Raw genomic sequence first — 20,016 nt, 5'->3', positions numbered from 1 at the left:
CCATCCTTCGGATCGACACGCCCGTTCAGCCACGGGAAATCGCCACCGGTCACTACAAGATCAGCAAGTACCCCGCCATCGGAGCGTCGGTGCAGTGTCCAAGCGTCGCCGTGATGATCTCTCACGCTGACGACACTAGCGGTTGCAGAGATTTCTCCTGAACGGATGCGGCACCGGCTTCGCCGTGGGTCGCACTTCCGCCATGGCCATTTGCACGCTGGGGCCGCCGACCGTGCGCGCGTCAGTGACGAACACCCGTCACATCGTGTAGCAGGTTACTCAGCCGCCCGGTGGACTTTGGGAGACGCCCCAGCACTGCGACTGTGGATTCCCCGAGCGACCAACACGGTGGCGACTGCGACTGCGATCCAGATGCTCCACCGCACCGGCTCCGCCATCAGGCTCTCCGGCGGTGGAGGCAGAACGGCCATCTGCAGGGCCGCGCCCGCGGGGACGACAAGCGCAGCCACCACCCCGGTCGGACCGGGAAGCCGGATCAGTGCGCCTGCGACACCGAGCGGCGAACCGAGCAACACGCTGCCGATCAGCCAGTACCGAGTCGCCATGCCCCACCACGCGCCGCCGTCGAACAACACGTCCGCGCCGTAGTAGGCGGCGGTGGCGAAAGCCAGCGCGAGGCCACCGGCCAAAGCGCCGCGCAGCATCCCTGACGCCGGCCGCGCGTGCCGGCTCACCAACCAGCCCACCAGCACGGCCGTCGCTGCCCAAGCCCATCCGGCATCCAGGACCAGACTCGCGAACTCCGCAACCTGCGACCAGACGCCACGCTCAGCACGCGCAGTGCCGACCTCGCCCAGCATCACCGGCACATGATTGACAACCGAGTCGACGACACCCCACACCATCCCAACGATGGGACCCACCATCCACCACAACCGACCGCTCGAGGACATCACAGCAATCATGGTGCCGAACTGACCCGGCGGGCGTCCTCCCGCACGCGGCGACGAGCCTCACCGAGTGCGTTCCACGCCCGAAATGGGGCCCGGGCCGGCGTCACCAGAAACTTCACCGACGGCTTGCTCGACCACCACCGAGTCGTCGAAGTCTGGGACGATCAGGGCTGGCACCTTACCGACGCGCAGATCAGCGCCCCGGGGCACGTCAGGTCTCACCTACCCGATGCATGGAAGGGACGGTGACCCAGCCGCATCGGCGCGCGGTTCCAGCGCAGATCTGTACCAGTTGAGAAGGCGCCTACTCATCGGAGCGGCTGCTCGCAAACCAGGCGGCAATCTGCTGGCTCGTTTCGTCTCCAAGCGCCGCGGCGGCTTGGGCCGTCAATGCGACAAGCTCAGCGTGTTCCGCCGCGGTGACATGCAGTTCCGGCCGGGGGGCGTAGCGCCAGGTGGCTCGCGTCGCGTCCCGGGCGATGCGGGTGGCATCGGCCTTCCCGCGCGTGGCCAGGCGTAGGTCGGCGTCGACGGCCAGAATCAGAGCCGCGCGCAACTCGACCTCGACGCCCTGGCCGCGTAGCAGCCGGTAGCCCGCCCGGCGTAACTCCACTCGGCCGTCCGCGAGCAACTCCCACGGCAAACCCGATGGCAGAGCGCCGACCAGCGGGCGCAGCGCGCGATATGGCGCTGCTCGCCTCCATATCGCATGGATGCCTTGATATCGCATGGATAAGGTCGGCGCGACAGCAGCACCGGGCCCTGTCCCGTCACGGGACATGCTTGACAGTCGCGTCCCACCAGATGCTTGACATGATCCGCGCCGGTAGCTGTACGGGGCGGCTCGCTGCCGGCCCTGGGCTCTCCGCAAAAGCGACTCGGCAACCGACGCCGAGACTCGTAACGTGAGGCGGTGTGAGCAACAGTGACGAGCGTGACTTGGTCCGACGAGGTTACGACGCCCTCTCCTACCACTACCGCGCGGACGACGCCGACGATGGCCAATACGCACCCTGGCTGGCCGACCTGCATCGGCGTCTACCGGCCGCAGCATCGGTCCTCGACCTCGGCTGCGGCTGCGGCGTGCCGGCCGCTCGCTTCCTGACGAACGCGGGGCACCACGTCACCGGAGTCGACATCAGCGACGTGCAGATCGAGCGAGCCCGCCGCTTGGTGCCGACCGCCACTTTCCTCCGCGCTGACGCCACTCAGCTCGACCTGCCCCCGATGTCGTTCGACGCCGTGGTCTGCCTCTACGCGCTCATCCACATGCCGTTAGCCGACCAACCACGTCTCATCGACCAAGTCGCCACCTGGCTACGCCCTGGAGGCTGGCTGCTTGCTACCACCGGCCACAACGCTTGGACCGGCACCGAGGACAACTGGCTCGACGGCCCCGCCGCCATGTGGTGGAGCCACGCCGGCGCCCCCACCTACCGGACCTGGCTGCACCAGGCGGAACTCAAAATCACCTCCGAGGGCTTCGTCCCAGAGGGCAGCAGCGGACACGCCCTCTTCTGGGCGCAGCGACCACTCATCTAGACCAATCGTCAAGCATGTGGTGGGACGGATCTGTCAAGCATGTGGTGGGACTAGGCAAGCAGCACCGGGCCCGACCGGTCCGTTCCGATGCCCTGACCCCGGCCCAGGTCACCCAATTCCATAGCGGTAGCCGTCAACCGGGGCCGCGACTTGCCGCCGGGCACGGCATCCAGTGCCGTCAGACCACCCTCGGCGCACCGTCATGCGGGCGCCAACCGTTTCCGCAGATTCTCGCCGCGCATCGGCTGCGCGTAGCGCCGGTACCGGCCTTCTACCAGGCCTCCGACGTGTTTCATGTGCTGTGGCAACCCGACTAGCCGCCGATCTGCTGACGTGGGCTGGGCTCACCGCGGGGTGGGAACGGATCCGATGGTGACCACACGGGCCCACTCGGGCGGGGAGTCCGGCCGGTAGTCGGGATCGTCCTCGTTCCACCGGGCGGCGCGGTGAAATAGCCCTACGACGGTTCGGGAGGCCGGCCGTGAGACCGGCCAGGGTGTTTGCCCGTCGGTCAGCACAACGATGGCGTCCGGGCATGGACTCTGCCGAAGCGCGCGGGCGAAGCCCGTGCGCAGATCCGTACCCCCGCCGCCGATCAACGCGATGTCCTCGGCCCGGCACAGCGGACCGACGGCTTGGGCGGCCGCGTCGCAGGGCAGCACGGTGACCAGGTCGCGGCGGCCGCCCACGGCCCAGGCGATCGCGGTGACCTCCAGCAGGGCGCTGCCGAGTTCGGCGTCGCTGACCGAGCCGGAGGTGTCGATGATGACGCAGACCCGCGGGGGTCGGCGTCGCAGCGCCGGCAGGACGACGCCGGGTAGGCCGGCGGAGCGTCTCGACGGTCGGCCGTAGGTGTAGTCCTCGCCCACCCCGGGCGCGGAGACCGCGCAGCGGACCGCCGCTCCGAGTAGTTCCCGCCACGGCTGCGGTGGGTGAAACGCCTGCTCAGCCCACCGCCGCCAGCCCTGCGGGACGTTCCCCGGTCGGCCGGTGATGCCCTCGACCACCCGGAACCGCACCGCGTCGCGTTCCTGTGGGCTGAGGGCGTACGCGCCGTCGGGTCCGAGGTCCCATTCCCGCGGCAGCCCGTCGGCGCCGCTGCCGCAGTCCAGCCAGGCCAGATGCTGGGTACGCGGGCCGAGCCGGAACTGCCGCAGGTAGTCCTCCATCAGTTGTCCCTCCGGCAGCAGCAGCGAGCTCGGCTCGACCGCACCTTCCGGGCGGGCCAGCCCGTCACCGAAGACGTCGTCGTTGATCTCACAGTCCGCGGCGATGTTCATCCGCAGCCGCTCCCCCGGCCCGGTCAGACCGCGTTTCCGCGCGACCCGCTCACCGCGCCCGTGGTGGTCACGCAGCAGGTGCGACACCTCGTGCACCCAGACTCCAGCAAGCTCCTCCACGGGCGTTCGGTCCACGAACGCTGGTGAGACATAGCACCGCCAGTACGGGTCCACCGCCATCGTCGGCACCTGCCGGGACTCGACCACCTGCAGGGCGAACAACGCCGTCGCCAGGTAGGGCCGGACCCGGGCGGCGTGCAGCCGGGCGGTGAAGAGTTTGTCCCGGTCCAGCGTGCCAGCGTGGTCGGTGCTCATCGGCCGCTCCCCGCGCCCGCCGCGACCCGGACCGCCGCCTGATCGGCCCGGCGGGACAGGGACACCACCCCGGCGAGCCGCCCGATGGAAGCGGGCACATCCCAGTCTTCCTGGCGCAGCCGGGCGAGGGTGGATGCGGGCACGACCACCAGATCCGGGGCACCTGTCTCCAACGCCCGGCCCAGCAACGTCCAGGCCGCATCCCAGCGGGACCGCTCCGGACGTCGGCGTACCGCCTCCACCACGCCGTCGAGGACAGCTTGGCGTAGGTCGCCGCGCTCGGGCAGGACGGCGGTGGCCGGGTCGGCGAGCAGCACCTCGGGGTCGGGAAGGTCCATCCGGTCCAGGCTGGCCAGCAGCTCCAGTCCCGGTCCGTCGCCCACGGCGCCTCTGACCAGCATCGACAGGACCTCCCGGGCGGTGTCGGCCGCGGTGGCGAACGCGATCAGACGCAGGGCCATCTCCCAGCTGCGCGGCGACGGCCACGGCCCACCGCGGCCGGCCTCACTGCTGGGTAGCCGGTGCACGAGCCCAGGGCGGGCCGACAGCAGCCCGCACACCGCGCGACGGGCGAAAGCGACAGCGTCCGGTAGCCGTTGCGGGTCGAGCCGGGGCAGCGTCGCTCGGGGCCAGGTCCCGCCCAGACCGCGTACGACGACCTCGTGGTCGTGCGTCCACTGCAGGTGCACGAAGCGGTTGGCCAGCGGCGGGCTCAGTTCCCAGCCGTCCGCCGCCGAGGATCGTGGGTTGGCGGCGGCCACGATCCGGATCCCGGCTGGCAGACACAGGCTGCCGATGCGCCGCTCGAGCACGAGACGGAGCAGGGCGGCCTGCACGGCCGGCGGGGCGGTCGACAGTTCGTCAAGGAACAGCAGTCCACGACCGGCGCGTACCAGGCGTACGGCCCAGTCCGGTGGCGCCATCGGGACACCCTGGGTCGCCGGGTCGTCGCCGACGACCGGCAGACCAGAGAAGTCAGATGGTTCGTGGACGCTGGCGATCACCGTGGTCAGCGGTAGGTCCAGAGCGGTGGCGAGCTGGGTGAGCGCGGCGGTCTTGCCGATTCCCGGCTCGCCCCACAGCAGCACCGGCAAGTCGGCGGCAACGGCCAGGGTCAGCGCCTCCAACTGCGGGTCGGAGCGGGTCTCGGTGGCAGTGTCGCGAAGCAGCGCGAGCAGTTCGGTGGCGACGTCGAGCTGCGGCACCGGGGTGAGGTCGATCGAGGTACGGGTGGAAGTCATCTGTCATCACCTGTGAAGTCGTGGTGGACCGGCCCTGTAGCCGGGCAAGGGGACGAGATCCCGCTCGTCAGCGGGCGATCGCGTGACGTGGGTGGGATCGGCGGTCACGCTTGGGCTGCCAGTCACGGGGGCAGGGAGCAGGTCCCTGTCCGGTCAGCCCGGCTCGGAACAGCCCGTACGTGATCCGCCGCAGCGCGGCGTTCTCCAGCTCCTCCCGCAGCTCCCCGCTGGGTAGGAGCGCGTTGGGGCCGAGCAGCGCCTCGACGATGGCCAGCGCGCCGGCGGTGTCCCCGTGGTCCAGACGGGCGCGGATGTCGGGAAGGAACTCCGGACGGCGGTGTGCCTCGTCGATCGCCCGCAGGCAGGGCAGCGGGGTTCCGGTCAGCGCAGCCAACAGTTCCTCCCGGCGGATCTCCGCCGGGTCGTGGTCAAGCGGGGTGAGCACCCCGTTCACCAGGCCGATGCGGTGCCAGGCTCCCCGGCAGGCCACCAGACGTGACGATGCCGCCGGGTCCGGAGACGCCGGGGTGGCCGGATGACCGGCCGCGAGCGCAGCGGCCACCAGCGGGTGTAGCCGGTCGACCTCGATCCGCCCGCGGCGCAACAGCTCCAGGTCAGGCGCTATCCAGGCCGCCGCGTCGGGCAGCACCGGCAGCCCGGCGACGCCACCAGCCCGCGACGCCCTGATGATCCGCGCCGCAGAAGACCGCAGGTCTGTGCCTGCCGGAACGACGTCCAGGACCAGACGACGTCGAGGCCCGAGCCGCACCGCCACGGCACCGCTGGTCCGACCCGATGCTCGGAGCAGCAACGCCGCTTCAGCCGCCCACCGGTGCACCGCGTAACCCCAGTCCCGCAACGTGACCCAGGACGAATCAAGGCGCATCGCGGCGGCGTTGCCGGAAGCCAACTCCTGTGCGCCCGACCGGCCCCGCAACTCGTCGGCTCTCCGCGCATCCCACAGGTGACGGTGCAGGTCGAGACGGAACCGACGGTCGGGACGCGGATGCGGATGCGGGCAGCCGCCCTCGTCGCGGGACCCGACCCACAGCGCCAGGCTGATCCGTTGGCCCGCATCCGCCCAGGCCGGTGGCGTCCGGGCAACGAGATGCACCGGCTCGGCATCGTCGTGTTCCGCCCGGTCGTACCGTGCCAGGGAGACGGTCAGGCCGGGGCGCAGCAGCCCGTCGGGCGCGATCCTCGGCATGTGCCAGCGCAACAGGTCAGGCGCGAGGTGCCGGAGATCAGCCCGGAGCCGGGCGGCCAGTTCCCGGCCGTGGCAGCGAGCCACAGCGCGCAGGTCAAGGTCGACGTCAACGCGAGCGGCAGCGCATGCGCCGGCCCAGTCACCGACGTGACGACGAGCGGTCGCGGTTTCGATCATGGAGGGCGGCACGGCGTACTCGCGTACACGCCGCCAGAGAGAAATACGGGAATCCGCAGTCGCGGCCAGCGAGCGCATCAGCACTCACCTTGCGCGAACCGGACCCCCAATCTGAGAGAGAGATTCATCGCGGCGGAGCATAGCGCCCCGCGGTGAGCTATGCCAAGCCCAACCCCACCCTGAACCGATATCCGGATCTGTCGCGTCGGGTGGTACTCGGAGAGCAGTCCCGAACACCTGCGCTGCTGGCCTCAGCAGGATCCGGGGGGTCCGCCCCAGCAGGCGGGTTGCACGCAACGGGCCGGTCTAGCCGACCGACGGTGTTGTCCTTGTTCTCGACCGCCGACCAGCAAACGTCGAACGTGACCGGGTACTGACGGTTGCCTGGGAACACCTTGGTGACGGTTCCCCACGACGAGTGTGCCCTCGGGGTAGCGCCTGGTGATCGCGCACCATTCCACACCCGACTAGCGGGAGAAGCGGGTCCGTCGGCCGCGCATTCCGGCGTCCAACGGAAACAACCGCGCCTGGCCGGGCCGGTGTCGCAGCACGGCTCGCCATACGCCGCCCGGACCAACTCGCCGAACTCGGGCCAGTCCGCTCGCTCCCCAACATCGGCGAAAAAGCTTGCTACGGCGGATGCTCGTGCGGGAACTCCTGTCGTTCTCGCCGTAGCTGTTCCGCCGGTCGCGCTCGTAGCTGAGCTGCTTCTTCTCCTGCGGGGTCCGCCGGCCCCTGCGACGCCCAGCCCCGATCGTCACCACGCCACTTCCACAGCAGTTCCTGGAAAACGTTCCATGAACGTGCGATACACGGGTGTGCCCGGCAGGCCATCGCGGATGGCGAACACCACGTGGTCGAATCGGTCGACCACCCGCAGCGCGTCGGCGAACGCGTCGGCAACCGTGGCGGGATCGTTGCCGAACACCCCGCACCCCCACGCGCCCAACACCACCGTCCGATGCCCGTGCGCAGCCGCGATCTCCAGCACCCGCCGGGCACGCCGGACCAGCACCGCCGGCACATCCGCGGCGTGCTCGGGCTGGTTGCGGAGGATGGCGCCCAGGTTCGGCGCCGCAGCGGTCAGAAACGACGTCGTGTACGGCTGGTCGAGCAGGTTGCCCTTGTCATCCCGGAACACCGGCACACCCGGGGAGTAGATAACCCGGTCGCTGTAACGCAGATCCCGCTGCCCGCGGTGGAACGCATAGAACTCCGGCGCGGCAAGTAGGCACGGGTACAGCGCCGACGAGCGAGCGATGCTCTCCTCCTGCGCCTTCGCCCCACCCAGGAATCCGCCACCCGGATTCTTCGCCGACGCGAACACCAGACACGCCGCACCAGACCCGAGCCGGTAGGCCGCCTGCAACGTCGACTCGTACGTCACCTCCACCTCGCCGGCCCCGGGCCCCGCGTCCCCCACCACGAGCACCTCGTCCGGCAGGTAAAGACGACTGCCGGCAACCGCGACACGTACCGCCGCGCCGATGGCGACCTCATCACCGGCACCATTGCGATAGCGTCCCGAATCGGCGATCGACACCGTCTGCCGAGCAATCTCACGAAGACGACCGCTCACCGCCACACCCGGTGAGTCGGAAGGTGAAGGACCCGCACACCCAGCAGGTTAGGCAAGCAGAGCGCCTACCGACAAGCAGTTTCCCCGGCCCTGCACGAGGCTGTAAAAGAGCGGCTTGTTACCGACGAGATGCACGGCTTCCCGACGAGCAAGCGGCTCGACGAAAGCGAGCCCGCCAAGGCGTTGGGCCCGCCGAACGAAGCCGGTGACGGTGTCCCTCTGCTTCGCTGGGGTAGCCACGCGGGTTCCATACGCATACGCCGCCGGCAAGCATCCAGGTTCCGCGCCGAACCCCAGCGTCACGAGATCGTCGGCGAGCCGCCGTTGCCCGGTGACCAAAGCGCCCGCAGCTCCCGGCGTGCCCTTCCCACCACGGCCGCGAGCGGATGACGGACCGCCGGGTTGCCGGAGCTCGTCGCCCGCTGCTAGGGCAAACGTCGTAGCCCGCCTTTAGGTTGGCGCCGTGAGCATAAATGGCAACTGGCTGCGCGTTTCCCCGGACGAACTGGAGCAGGCCAAGACCGACCTCGCCTGGGCCCACCGACTTGCCAGGACGGAGCGGGACGACAACTCCGAACGCTGGAGCACCACGGACAAGGCATGGAACGGACTCGATTTCCTCCTCGACCGGCTTGACTTCGAGATTCCACTGGTCCTAGGAGCGGAGGCGTTTGTGGAGCTGCCGGACGTCGAACCCGACAGCGACGAGATGCTTGACTTCCTGGAAAACCTCGAAGACGACTGGGGCTACGGGCCGCCCTCCTATCTGACACCGGTCCAGGTAGCAGCTGCGGCCTCGCAACTGGCTGCGCTCACCGAAGACGAGCTCATCCGCGGCGTCGACCCTCAGGAGTTGGACCGGGCCGAAATCTACCCCGGAGTCTGGGAAAGACCCGGCGAGCTGGCATGGGTAGCCCACTATCTGCCAGGCGTCCGAAGCTTCTTCGCGGCAGCCGCCAAGGATGGCGACGCGGTGATCTGCTGGCTGGACTGAGCGGCAGCACAGCCAGCTGGAGCGCCCCGGGCGGGCCGCCCGCTGGGCTGACCCGCCACATGTTGATTCAGCGGTAGCGTGACTGGATGAGGGCACCCGGCAGACCATGCCCGACGCTTGCCGCCTCCGTCGGCACAGTGGTCCTGCCCGAGCAGGCGTGCCGATGGATGCTGGTCCTGACCGCCGTGCCCTCCACGCGACAGCGGCTGACCTGCGGTCACTCATCCTCTCGGGTCAGCCGGACACAACTCCGGTCGGTGCTCGATCGACGGCTATGAGCGGATACAAATCCAGCTGCGGTTGCTCCGAGTGCGGTTTACGAGGAGCGCCAGGCACCGGGTGGATGTTCGGGTGTCGCCAGATCGGCGACCATTCCGAGATGATCAGTGGCCCACACTTTGTCGACCGGTTCGTCAAAGGCCAGCCGGCAGTCGACGATGTCCAGGGTCGGGCCGTGGATGCCGCAGCGAACCATGACGTAGTCGATGCGGCGTCCCAGCTCCAGCGACATCTCGCCGGCCTGCACGAGTGGGTTCAGCGGTGTGAACGTGTGGCCGAGTTCGTCTGGGTGTATCGCAGACCAGGCATCCCGGTACGCGACGCTGCGTCGGCACAGCGACTGCTTGCCGGTCCAGAACCTTATGCTGGCAGAGTCCGGAGTGTCATCGAAATCCCCGGCCAACACCACGTGCATGTCCCGGCTGCCGAGTTGCTCCTCGATGAACTCGGCACAGGCGACCGCTTGCAGCTCGCGTTCGTAGGCGTAACCCACGTGGTAGGTCGGCTTGTGGTGAACGAACAACAAGGGCCCGATCGGCGGTGGCGCTTCGATCTCGGCCACGACGGCGGCGCACCATGGCAGGTCCACGCGGTCGGTGACGTGCAGGTCAACCTCACGTACGGTACCGACCGGCCATCGGCTGGCGAGAGCAGCGCCGACGCCGTCAGCAGAGCGCCCGGAGTGACGAACGATGTGATAGTCAGGGCCGAGCAGGTCCGGAGCTTGGTCATAGCCATCACCCCAGACCGTTTCCTGCAGGGCGACCAGGTCCGGGCGCAAGCTTGCCAGACCCGCCTGTAACACCGAACGACGACGTTCCCAGTGGGCATGATCCGGCGAAAGCAGGTTGAGGGTCATCACCCTCAGCTGACCTGGCCTCGCGCTGTCGTCAAACTCCGCCATACAGGTCAATTACCTGGAACCGAGCTGCCGAAACACCATCTGCACATCGGCCAAACCCAGCCGCCGAGAAATCGACTCGCTCATCACAGGGCCACCGGGCGAGTTTTGGCACGGTGCACCGGAGACCGCGTTGAACGAGGAGATGACCGAGCACCTCTGGGTCAGGCCAGGTCGACGCGGGCGACGGCGACGGTCTGCGCCAGGTCCCGGTCGGCGCAGGCGGCCGGCCTCGGCGCCAGCGCGCCGTGCACGGTAACCCGGTCACCCGGGTTCAGTGCCTCGGCCGCCGCACCGGTCAACGCCCAGCGCCGCGTCCCGACCACCAGCATGGTGCACCCGCCCGAGCGTTTCACGGTGCCGGTGAGTGTGCGCCCGCCCCACGGCAGTCCGCCCGGGATCTCCCCGCCGGATGGCGGGGGCGGCGCGCCACCGCCGCGGTCCGGCGAGGGCCGCCCGGCCGACCCACCCGGGTTGGTCGGCGGCGCGACGCCGGAGCCGCCAGCGGGCGGGGGCTCGATGGTCGACGCCTTTCTCGGCGGCGGTGGACCGGTGGGTGGGACGGCCGGCCGTAACCCGGGGTCGCCAGCCAGACCGCAGGCGGTCATCAACACCAGCACCCCGACCGCGGTCAGCACGATCGACGCTCGACGCATGGGCAGCGCACCTCCGTCATGTGGGACGCACCGTCATCCGCCGCGGTTCCCGCTAGCGCGGGTAGAAGCGTCGGTAGCGGCGGATCAGCCGCCACTGCACCAGCACCGCGGCCAGGGTGAGCACCATCATCACCAGCGTGGCCGCCGCCGCATAGCCGTAGCGCAGGTACTCGAAGCCGGTCTGGTACACGAACAGCGACAGGTAGGTGGTGGCGTACGGGGGCGGGCCACCGTCGGTCACCACGAACGCCGGCACGAACGTGAAGTGCAGGCTGGCGATGGCGTCGCGGACCGCCAACAGGGCGAGTACCGGCGCCATCAGTGGCAGGGTGATCCGGCGGAACACGTCCCAGCCGGTGGCGTCTTCGACCGCGGCCATCTCGTAGACGTCCCGGGGCAGCGCCCGCCGCGCGGCCAGCAGCACCACGAAGGTCTCCCCCATGGTGAACAGGCTCATCAGGATGATCGCGGCCCGGGCGTCGGTCGGGTCGGTGAGCCACTGCGGCGGTGTGCGCCCCAGCGCGGTCAACCCGTTCTCCCCACCGACGCGCAGCACCTGGTTGACCGGCCCGTACAGCGGATTGAGCAACCACAGCCAGAGCAGGCCGTACGCGATCTCGGGAACCGCGGTGGGCAGCAGCGCCGCCGCGCGGGCAGTGCCCGCCCCGGGTGCGCGGCGGTGCAACAACAACGCCAGGCCGAGCGCGAGCAGCATCCGCAGCGGCACAGCCACCACCGCGAAGACCAGGGTGTTGGTCAACGCGATGCGGAAGATCGGATCCTCGACCAGCGCGGTGACGTTGTCGAAGCCGGCCCAGGCCGGTGGACGCACCAGATCGTAGTGGGTGAACGCCAGGGCAAGGGTGACCAGGGCCGGCAGCAGCACCAACCCGACCAGTCCGACCAGGTACGGCGCGAGCATCAACGCCAGTTGCCGCCGCGAGCGAGCGTCGGGCCGGGCCGCGCGGCCGACTCCTGTTGCCGGGGCTCGCGGACCCGTCCCGCTCCCCGCGCTCACGTGTCAACTCCTGGTCGCGATCGCGTTGCTGCCCAACCCGACTGGTTCCCCGCGCTCACGGCGCCAACCGGCGGCCGGAGGCGGCGTCGAAGACGTGCGTGTCGGCCCAGCGCACGCCGACGCGTACCGCGGCACCCCGGTCGGGACGGCGGGCGGTCGGCACCCGGGCGACCACCGGTTTCCCCCCTTCGAGGGTGAGGTACACGTAGGCGTCCTCGCCGACCACCTCGACCCGGTCGACGGTGGCGGGAGCGCCATGGCCCGCGTCGAGGGTGGCCGCCTCGGGCCGGAAGCCGATCTGCGCCTCGACGGGCAGGGCCGGCGGATCGCCGATGGGCAGCAACGGGCCGCCGGCCGGCAGCAGGTTCATCGCCGGGGAGCCGACGAACCGGGCCACGAAGACCGTGGCGGGGGTCCGCCAGATCTCCTCCGGGGTGCCCACCTGCTCGATGCGGCCATCGCGCAGCACGGCGATCCGGTCGGCAAGCACCAGCGCCTCGGTCTGGTCATGGGTGACGTGGACCATCGTGGCCCCGAGGCGGTCGTGCAGAGCCCGCAGTTCGGCGCGCATCTCCACCCGCAGTGCCAGGTCCAGGTTGGACAACGGCTCGTCGAGCAGGAACACGTCCGGCTCCCGCACCAGCGCCCGGGCCAGGGCGACCCGCTGGCGCTCGCCGCCGGAGAGTTGCCCGGGCCGGCGGTCGAGCAACCCGGCGCAGCCGACCGTTTCGGCCGCCGCCCGGGCCCGTTCGCGGGCCACCCTGCGCGGAGTGTCGCGCACCTCGAGCCCGAAGGCGATGTTCTCGGCGACGGTCAGGTGCGGGAACAGCGCGTACGACTGGAAGACCATGGAGACGTTGCGCAGGCCGGGCCGCTGGTCGGTGACGTCGCGGCCGGCGATGCGCACCCGCCCGGCCGTTACCGGCTCCAGTCCCGCCACGACCCGCAGCACGGTCGACTTGCCGGCGCCGGACGGACCGAGCACCACCAGCAGCTCGCCGCGGGCGACGGCGAGGTCGATCTCGTGCAGGACGGTCTCGGTGCGGTATGCGGCACTGACACCGTCGAGGACCAGTCCGGCCCCGCTCACCCGTTCTCCCCTCGCGCGAACACCGGCCGGCTCTTGGTGTCCAGTTCACGGATGACGTCGTCGAGCCGGTCGCCGCGGTGCACGGCGTTCTCCAGGATGCCGTAGCTGAGGTCCTCGATCTCCGGCCAGGTGGAGACGGTGGGCAGCGCCCGGACGGTGGGGATGGCGTCGAGAAAAACCCGTGAGTTACGCGGCGGCAGGTTCGGGTCGAGGAAAGCCGGAGAGCGGGACGTCTCGACGTGCGACGGTACGGTACGGCCCGTCGCCGCGATGATCTTCTGCCCGTCCGCCGACATGGCGTACTCCATGAACCGCCAGGCGGCGTCCTTGTTCCTCGACCCCCCGGTCATGCAGTACGCGTCGGAGTGCAGCACCCCGACCGGCCGCCGGTAGACCGGAAGCGGGGCGACGTCCCAGTCGAAGCCGGTGATGGTGCGGAAGTTGGTGGTGGCTCGCCGGGAGGTCATCAGCATGGCGAGCCGGCCGTTGACAAAGCGGGACTCGTCGTCCTCCGCTTCCACCTCCGCGTCGCTGGGTACCACGCCGTACGCCAGCCGCAGGTCGACGAGGTTCTTCAGCGCCTCCCGAGCGGCAGGGCTGTCCAGGACGAGCCGGGTGGGTCGGTCCGGGTCGTCGACGATCTCGCCACCGTTGGACCACACCAGCGGCGCGAGCCGGATGATCGACGGTTCGACGCCGAGGCCGTGCACGGCGGGCAGCCGGGCGGCGCCCTCCGCCTCGGTGCCCTTGATGACCACGCCGCGGTTGTCGCGGGTCATCGCGATGGCGGTACCGACCAGGTCGTTCCAGGTCCAGCCGGGTCTGGGTTCCGGTACGCCGTACTTGGCAAACAGCGTGCGGTTGTAGTAGACGGCGAGGCTGGAGACGTTCTGCGGCAGGCAGAGTTGCTGATCGCGCCATTTGAAGGCGTCCATCGCCACCGGGTAGTAGTCGGCGGGGTCGACCGCCGCGGAGGCGGCGATGCGTTCGTCGAGCGGCTCGACCACCCCCTTGGCCGCGAACTGGCCGTAGAAGCGGTAGTTCATCAGGAACACGTCCGGCGGCGCCCCGCCGGCGACGGAGGTGGCCAAGCGCGCCAGCAGGTCCTTGCGGTCGCTGGCCTCGATCAGCTGGACCCGATAGCCGGGCCGGGCCGCCTCGTACGCGTCGATCAGCGTCCGGTACGCGGCCAGTTCCTCGGGGGCGCCGAAGACCAGCAGCTTGACCTGGTCGCGGGAGGACGACCCGGCACCGGAGCCGCAGCCGGTGACGGCGAGCGCGCCGCACAGCGCCACGGCGAGCAGGGACTTCAGTCTCACGGTGGTCATCCCCTCGATCAGTGGTCGTGCAGGAAGCGCCGCTGCGCCAAGACGAAGACGGCCAGTGCGGGAAGCGTGGCGATCACGGCCCCGGCCAGGAAGACCGGGAAGTTGGTGGGGTCCAGCAGCGACAGCGACCGCAGTGCCAGCGGCAGGGTGAACAGATCGCGATCGTAGACGTAGATCAGCGGATCGAGGAAGTTCGACCAGGTCAGGATGAAGGTCAGCGCGGTGAGCCCGGCGGTCACCGGGCGCGCGAGCGGCAACGCCACCTGCCACCAGGTGCGTACCGGTGACAGATCCTCGACCTGGCAGGCGTCGTACAGGTCGGTCGGCAGCGCCCGGAAGGCCAGGTAGTAGACCAGGACGTAGAGCGGTGACGTGCCCAGCAGGGCCGGAGCTATCAGCGGGACGAGGGTGTCGGTCAGCCCCAGGAATCGGAAGATCGCAAAGCGCGGCACGAGCAGCGCCGTCGCCGGCACCATGAGCGCGACCAGGGAGGCCGCGACCACCACGGCGGTGGTCCGCGGGGCGAGCCGGGCCAGGGCGAATCCGGCCAGCGAGGCGACCAGCACGCTCAGCGGCACCGCCACGACCGCGACGAGCACCGAGTTGAGCGAGGCGCGTAGCAGGCCGCCCAGGTCGAGGGCACGTTCGTAGCCGGTGGTGGAGACCGGGTCGGGCACCAGCTGCGGAGTGGGCGACGGCGGTAGACCCGGTTCGGTGAGCGAGCCGGAGACCAGCAACAGCAGCGGTGGCACGAACACCAGGATGACGAAGGCCGCGCCGAGGGAACGCCACAGCCGGGCGGCCCGCTCGGGCAGCGGTGAGGGGCCGCGGCTGCGGCCCCTCACCGGGATGTTGCCGATGATCCGTTCCTTACCTGAGCTTCAACTGCCAGGCGCCAAGGCCGTGCGAGGCGGCGTAGAGGATCCGCTTGCCCGGCACGATGGTCAGCCCGGCGACCTCGACGTTCGGCATGCCGTCGGCCGCTTTCACCCAGGAGGTACTGCCCGTGGCCAGCCGCAGCACGCCGAAGTCGGTGGACGCGTACAGGTCGCCCGTGACGTCGTCCCGGACCAGGTCGGCGATCGGCTGGTCGCCGAAGTTGTACGACCGGTCGGTCCAGGTCGCCCCGCTACCGGTGGTCTTCACCTCGAACGCGTGCCCGACGGTGGCCGGGGTGTTGGAGTTGAAGCCGCTGTAGGAGATCCACGCCCGGGCCGGGTCAGCCGGGTCGACGTGGATGCTGGTGACGAACCGGTTCGGCGTGGTGGCGCTGTCGATGCGGGTCCAGGTCACCGCGGAGGCCGGCTCGGCGTCGGCGTTGCGGGTCACGAAGACCCGGCCGGTGCTGGTGGCCGCCCATGCGGTGGAGGTGTCCGAGTCGACCCGCTGGATTACCGAGACAGCACCGCCGGCCCGGTCGCCCCACGCGGCGCCGGTCAGGTTGGTGGTGCCCAGCGGCTCCCAGTCGCCGCACTGCTCCTCATACGTGCCGGTCCACGAGTTGCAGATCCGGTTGGCCTCGGCCAGGCTGCGATCGCCCAGGCCGAAGGTCTTCGTGCGGTACACCGACAGTCCGGTGCCGGCGAACATGGTGCCGCTGACCTTCGGGTCGCTGATCACCGGGGCGTAGAACAGGTTGCCGGGCTGGCCGTAGATCGGGTCGGCGGTCCAGATCCAGCTACCGATGTCACCGTTGTCGAAGTTGACCTCGGGCGAGACGTCGAAGAAGGTGTGGAACCGGAACTCCGGTTTGCCGACATCCCAGCCGGAGGCGCCGCCGTCACCGATCATGGTGTTGACCCAGCGCCGGCGCTCGCCCTTGTTCTCCCAGGTGCCGTTGTCCTGGGTGCCGCCCTGCAGCAGGTTCGCGTCGTGCGGGCTGACCGACAGGCTGATGAACTGCAGCGTGTTCATGCCCTTGTTGACGCCCTCCAGCTTGGAGGGAATCCTCGCCAGCATCTGCTTGCAGCGGTCCTTCTGCGCCTGCGTGGTCAGGTTGCGCTTCGGGTTGTCGCACCAGGACGACCGGTCGACGAACTCACCGCTGGAGCGCATGACGCCGCCGTCGTTGGCCTCGAAGAACTGGTACGGGTTCCGTGGGTTGGTGACCAGCGCGTGCTGGTCGGGGTGCAGGCCGTTGGGGTGCAGCTCGTCGGTACCGTCGTAGGTCATGTCGGTGCCGCTGACCCCGGCGTCGGTGGAGAGGACGACAGCCCGCTTGTGGGCCACCGTCTCGCCGTAGACGTAGCTGCCGCCGGTGTAGACGATGTCCGGGTGCCCCTCGGGGGTGTGCACGAACACGTCGTACCAGCACTGGCCACCGCACTGGTCGTAGGTGGCGAAGCCCGGGTCGGCCGGGTTCGCGCTGGTCAGATCGGTGAACGTCGGGTTGCCGGTGGCCACGTCGTCGCTGCGGAACAGCCGCGAGTACGGGTTGCCGATGTTGCCCTCGTAGACGTACATCCGGGTCTTGCCACCCGGCAGGGTGGTGACGTCGATCGCGGCGCGAGTCTGGAACACCGCGGCGTTGAGCGACGGCTTGATCTGCGTCCACGTCGCCCCGGCGTCGGACGAGCGCCAGACGCCCCGGGCGTAGGAGGAGGCGTAGACGATGTTCGCGTTCTTCGGATCGAGCTTGACGTAGCGCACACCCCGCGGCGAGCAGGAGGTGGTGTTGTTGTACTCGGCCATGCTGCCGGTGCACTGGCTGGCGTCCGCCGAGCCATTGTGGATGAACGTCCAGCTCTTGCCGCCGTTGGTGGACTTGTACAGGCCCCACTTCTCGGCGTCCGGCACCGGCCTGGTGCCCCCGGTGCAGCAGGAGCTGGACACGCCGCGCAGGGCGGTGGTGGTGGCCACGTAGAGGGTCTTCGGGTCACCGGGCTTGATCGTGATCTCGCCGATGCCCTTGCCGGCCAGCACGTCCTTGCCCAACGGGCCGGACCAGGTCAGGCCACCGTCGGTCGACCTGTACAGGCCGACGCCGGCGACGCAGCCGGAGCCGCAGGTGTTCGCCTCGCCGGTGCCGACGTAGATGGTCAGCCCGGTGCGGTCGTTGCGGTCGATCTTCACCGAGCCGGCGGCGTTGATGCCCAGCGGGCCGCCGAGGTAGAACCACTTGGGCTCGGCGGCGAGGATGTTCAGGGTGCCCCAGACACCGCCGCCGGCCGGGGTGACGTACGCCCGGCAGAGCAGCTTGTTGCAGTCCGGGCTGATGTCGATCGAGGTGACCCTGCCGCCGGCGACGTACTCGTTGGGCACGTAGTTGAACGCGTCGCGCTGCTCGGCGAACGGGTAGACCGCCTCGCTCGGGCCGACGTTGGTCCACCGCTGGCCGCCGCGGAAGCGCTTCTCGGCGGCGGAGTAGGCAGCCTTGGACCGGTCGAGCTGGGCGATGGTGATCGCGTTGGCTGGATAGGCCCGCTCCAGGAACTCCTGCTGGGCGGCGCCACCGGGCCCGTCCGGCGACATGCCGTCGTTGCCGGGAGCGGCCCGGCGCAGGCGCTCCAGATGGGCGCCGAGCCCACCGGGCATCTCACCGTCGCCGACCGCGGCGGTGGCTGGCGCCTCGGCGCCAGAGAAGTGGATACCGACAAAACCGGTCGATGCCACCAGGGCACCGACCGCAAGGCATGCAAGGAGATGGCGACGTCTGCGCTTCACGAGGGTCCCTCCGCCAAAGGCGTCGCCGCAGCGCGGTACCTGGATTGGCGACCGTCGCGGCAGCGTCCACGCAGGAGGATGTCAGAGTTCAGGATCGGGGACAATCCCACAAGCGCATCGAAGTCCGCTCAGGGCTGCCCGCATCGGCCGGTCAACGAGATGAAGACGCCCATCCTGGACCCGTGAGCATGCCGCTCAACCTGCCCGGATCACGATCCGGCGGGACAGCGCTCTGCGCGGCATACTCAATGATCAGCCGAGCGATTCGTGGACGGGTTGACCTGAGCCCGGGCTTTACGTTGGATGCTCGGCGCGTGGACGTGACCCGCGGCGTAGTACCGCGACCTGGTGCCGCCACACGAGCACCCGACCACCTTGGCGCGCCCACCGCGGGCCAACAGGGAAATCAACCGCAGCGCCTGACAAAGAATTAGTAGGTGGCCGAGCGACAGGAGCATGACCGGCCGCACGACGCCGACCGCCGATCCACAGCGGACACAGCCGCACGTCAGCGCCTGCAACCGAGTTTCCGAGCGGCACCGGCTTCCCCGGTCGAATCGGGCCAGGCCACCAGCGCGGTGCTCGACCGGATCCGCGAGGCATGCGCAATGCGCAGGTGTGCTGTGAGCAATCATCATGGTTCGCATGCCACGGTCGCGGGCACCTGATCCGGGTGGCTGACACACGTTTCCCGGCGCCCTTGGGGGACTCGCCGTTACCGGCGGGCGCCGTCTCGGACCAGAGCATGCCTGTCGAGCAGGTCGTCGCGAAGCTGTTCGCCGGCTTGGCGCGAGACGAGCGCGAACCGCACGTCGACCTGACCCAGGCCGTCCACCAGGCACGGGGTCAGTCGCCGACGCCGCCGTGCGCGGTCAACGCCGCGACCGGCGGCTGGCGAACCAATACGGGCAGGAGGCTCACATGACTACATGGTTCATCACCGGAGCGTCCCGCGGGATCGGTCGGGAGCTGGCGGAGCAGGCCCTGGCGCAAGGCGACCGGGTCGCCGCCACACTGCGCCGACCGGAACAACTCGACGATCTGGCCGCCAAGCACGGCGACCGGCTGTGGCGACGGAGTCTGGACGTGCGTGACGTCGCCCAGATCGAGGACGTGGTCGCCGCCGCGTTCGCCGACCACGACCGGATCGACGTCGTCGTCTCCAACGCCGGCTACGGCGTGTTCGGCGCCGCCGAGGATCTCTCCGACGAGCACATTGACGGGGTGATCGCCACCAACCTCACCGGCTCGATCCAGCTCGCTCGTCGGGTGGTTCCGCCCCTTCGTGAGCAGGGCGGCGGCGTGTTCGTCCAGCTGTCGAGCATGGGCGGGCACATTACCTTCCCTGGCTTCGCGATCTACCACGCGACCAAGTGGGGAATCGAGGGCTACCTCGAAACCCTGGCGGCGGAGATCGCTCCATTCGGGATCAGGACCATCCTGGTCGAGCCGGGAATGGTCCGGACAGGCTTCCAGGACGCCGCGGAGCGGGTCCCGGTCAGCGATCCCTACCGCGGTGGGCCCGCCGACATGCCACCGATCTCAGTCGAGGAAATGGTCGGCAGCCAGTCCGGGGTCGCCCACGCGATCATCGAGGCGGCGACCTCGGCGGATCCGCCCCTGCGCCTGCTGCTCAACTCCGACGCGTACATCGCAGTCACCACCACGCTGCGGGAGCGGCTCGCGTCGCTGGAGGCCCAGCGCGACAGCGCCTACCGAGCGGACGCCGACTACCCGAGGCTCGACGCCTGATCGGACTCTGGTCTCGCCTATCGCCGTCGGATCATGCCGGAGTTGGCACTGGCCGGACTGCGCGTGACGGTCGAGATGGT

At 69.7% G+C, this 20,016-nt stretch carries 17 protein-coding genes; 4 read left to right on the top strand and 13 right to left on the bottom strand.

Going from position 1 to position 20,016, the window contains the following annotated elements:
• Positions 1-275: 275 nt before the first annotated feature.
• Both E1166_RS02420 and E1166_RS02415 read right to left on the bottom strand, forming a co-directional pair.
• Entirely contained in the window at positions 276-914 is a 639-nt protein-coding gene (locus E1166_RS02420) for a DUF6518 family protein (protein ID WP_132335369.1), read from the bottom strand.
• A 304-nt stretch (positions 915-1,218) separates the two neighbouring features.
• A complete protein-coding gene (locus E1166_RS02415; RefSeq protein ID WP_132335367.1) occupies positions 1,219-1,527 on the bottom strand; it encodes a hypothetical protein in 309 nt (102 codons plus the stop codon).
• A 302-nt stretch (positions 1,528-1,829) separates the two neighbouring features.
• On the opposite strand from E1166_RS02415, the gene E1166_RS02410 reads away from it, so the two are divergent.
• Complete coding sequence (locus tag E1166_RS02410; RefSeq protein ID WP_132335365.1) at positions 1,830-2,456, top strand: class I SAM-dependent methyltransferase; 627 nt, start codon at positions 1,830-1,832, stop codon at positions 2,454-2,456.
• 344 nt (positions 2,457-2,800) lie between these two features.
• Here E1166_RS02410 and E1166_RS02405 read toward each other — a convergent pair whose 3' ends face one another.
• The 4 genes from E1166_RS02405 to E1166_RS02390 form a co-directional block, all read right to left on the bottom strand.
• Positions 2,801-4,051, bottom strand: a complete 1,251-nt coding sequence (locus tag E1166_RS02405; RefSeq protein ID WP_132335363.1) for a VWA-like domain-containing protein — start codon at positions 4,049-4,051, stop codon at positions 2,801-2,803.
• On the bottom strand, positions 4,048-5,292 hold the full coding sequence (locus E1166_RS02400) for a MoxR family ATPase (RefSeq protein ID WP_132335361.1): 1,245 nt from the start codon (positions 5,290-5,292) through the stop codon (positions 4,048-4,050). The genes E1166_RS02405 and E1166_RS02400 overlap by 4 nt, the downstream gene beginning before the upstream one ends.
• A 67-nt stretch (positions 5,293-5,359) precedes the next feature.
• The gene (locus tag E1166_RS02395) at positions 5,360-6,754 is read right to left on the bottom strand and encodes a hypothetical protein (RefSeq protein ID WP_132335359.1); all 1,395 of its coding nucleotides are present in this window, start codon (positions 6,752-6,754) and stop codon (positions 5,360-5,362) included.
• Positions 6,755-7,433: 679 nt separating this feature from the next.
• Positions 7,434-8,255: a TIGR02452 family protein gene (locus E1166_RS02390; RefSeq protein WP_132335357.1), complete on the bottom strand. Its 822-nt coding sequence runs from the start codon at positions 8,253-8,255 to the stop codon at positions 7,434-7,436.
• A gap of 463 nt (positions 8,256-8,718) precedes the next feature.
• Between E1166_RS02390 and E1166_RS02385 the strand changes: the two genes are divergently transcribed.
• Complete coding sequence (locus tag E1166_RS02385; protein ID WP_132335355.1) at positions 8,719-9,249, top strand: DUF1877 family protein; 531 nt, start codon at positions 8,719-8,721, stop codon at positions 9,247-9,249.
• Positions 9,250-9,565: 316 nt separating this feature from the next.
• On the opposite strand, the gene E1166_RS02380 is transcribed toward E1166_RS02385, so the two are convergent.
• From E1166_RS02380 to E1166_RS02350, 7 genes are all read right to left on the bottom strand, one after another.
• Complete coding sequence (locus tag E1166_RS02380; RefSeq protein WP_165944217.1) at positions 9,566-10,387, bottom strand: endonuclease/exonuclease/phosphatase family protein; 822 nt, start codon at positions 10,385-10,387, stop codon at positions 9,566-9,568.
• A 206-nt stretch (positions 10,388-10,593) separates the two neighbouring features.
• Positions 10,594-11,085 carry a hypothetical protein gene (locus E1166_RS02375; protein ID WP_132335351.1) on the bottom strand — a complete coding sequence of 164 codons (492 nt, stop codon included), beginning with the start codon at positions 11,083-11,085 and terminating at the stop codon, positions 10,594-10,596.
• A gap of 52 nt (positions 11,086-11,137) precedes the next feature.
• A complete protein-coding gene (locus E1166_RS02370) occupies positions 11,138-12,007 on the bottom strand; it encodes a sugar ABC transporter permease (RefSeq protein WP_132335349.1) in 870 nt (289 codons plus the stop codon).
• 151 nt (positions 12,008-12,158) lie between these two features.
• Entirely contained in the window at positions 12,159-13,193 is a 1,035-nt protein-coding gene (locus E1166_RS02365; RefSeq protein ID WP_132335347.1) for an ABC transporter ATP-binding protein, read from the bottom strand.
• Positions 13,190-14,521 carry a sugar ABC transporter substrate-binding protein gene (locus E1166_RS02360; RefSeq protein WP_132335345.1) on the bottom strand — a complete coding sequence of 444 codons (1,332 nt, stop codon included), beginning with the start codon at positions 14,519-14,521 and terminating at the stop codon, positions 13,190-13,192. Before E1166_RS02360 ends, E1166_RS02365 begins: the two co-directional genes overlap by 4 nt.
• Positions 14,522-14,529: 8 nt before the next feature.
• On the bottom strand, positions 14,530-15,366 hold the full coding sequence (locus tag E1166_RS02355) for a carbohydrate ABC transporter permease (RefSeq protein WP_132335343.1): 837 nt from the start codon (positions 15,364-15,366) through the stop codon (positions 14,530-14,532).
• Positions 15,367-15,391: 25 nt separating this feature from the next.
• Entirely contained in the window at positions 15,392-18,184 is a 2,793-nt protein-coding gene (locus tag E1166_RS02350; protein ID WP_132335341.1) for a sialidase family protein, read from the bottom strand.
• Between the two features lie 745 nt (positions 18,185-18,929).
• Here E1166_RS02350 and E1166_RS02345 point away from each other — a divergent pair.
• Positions 18,930-19,109 (top strand): hypothetical protein, encoded by a 180-nt coding sequence (locus E1166_RS02345; RefSeq protein WP_132335339.1) that lies wholly within the window; start codon positions 18,930-18,932, stop codon positions 19,107-19,109.
• Complete coding sequence (locus tag E1166_RS02340; protein WP_132261055.1) at positions 19,106-19,936, top strand: SDR family oxidoreductase; 831 nt, start codon at positions 19,106-19,108, stop codon at positions 19,934-19,936. The genes E1166_RS02345 and E1166_RS02340 overlap by 4 nt, the downstream gene beginning before the upstream one ends.
• Positions 19,937-20,016: the final 80 nt, after the last annotated feature.

It is taken from the genome of Micromonospora sp. KC213 (assembly GCF_004348325.1).
In the GTDB taxonomy this organism is placed as follows: Bacteria; Actinomycetota; Actinomycetes; order Mycobacteriales; family Micromonosporaceae; genus Micromonospora.
The sequence above is the reverse complement of the archived record's forward strand: the minus strand, read 5'-3'. Positions and strand labels throughout refer to the sequence as shown.

What these genes read in the sequence shown, in the direction of transcription:
- E1166_RS02405 (WP_132335363.1), bottom strand. Translation starts at nt 4,051, where the DNA reads ATGAGCACCGACCACGCTGGCACGCTGGACCGGGACAAACTCTTCACC.
- E1166_RS02395 (WP_132335359.1), bottom strand. Translation starts at nt 6,754, where the DNA reads ATGCGCTCGCTGGCCGCGACTGCGGATTCCCGTATTTCTCTCTGGCGG.
- E1166_RS02375 (WP_132335351.1), bottom strand. Translation starts at nt 11,085, where the DNA reads ATGCGTCGAGCGTCGATCGTGCTGACCGCGGTCGGGGTGCTGGTGTTG.
- E1166_RS02360 (WP_132335345.1), bottom strand. Translation starts at nt 14,521, where the DNA reads ATGACCACCGTGAGACTGAAGTCCCTGCTCGCCGTGGCGCTGTGCGGC.
- E1166_RS02380 (WP_165944217.1), bottom strand. Translation starts at nt 10,387, where the DNA reads ATGACCCTCAACCTGCTTTCGCCGGATCATGCCCACTGGGAACGTCGT.
- E1166_RS02420 (WP_132335369.1), bottom strand. Translation starts at nt 914, where the DNA reads ATGTCCTCGAGCGGTCGGTTGTGGTGGATGGTGGGTCCCATCGTTGGG.
- E1166_RS02370 (WP_132335349.1), bottom strand. Translation starts at nt 12,007, where the DNA reads ATGCTCGCGCCGTACCTGGTCGGACTGGTCGGGTTGGTGCTGCTGCCG.
- E1166_RS02340 (WP_132261055.1), top strand. Translation starts at nt 19,106, where the DNA reads ATGACTACATGGTTCATCACCGGAGCGTCCCGCGGGATCGGTCGGGAG.
- E1166_RS02345 (WP_132335339.1), top strand. Translation starts at nt 18,930, where the DNA reads ATGCCTGTCGAGCAGGTCGTCGCGAAGCTGTTCGCCGGCTTGGCGCGA.
- E1166_RS02400 (WP_132335361.1), bottom strand. Translation starts at nt 5,292, where the DNA reads ATGACTTCCACCCGTACCTCGATCGACCTCACCCCGGTGCCGCAGCTC.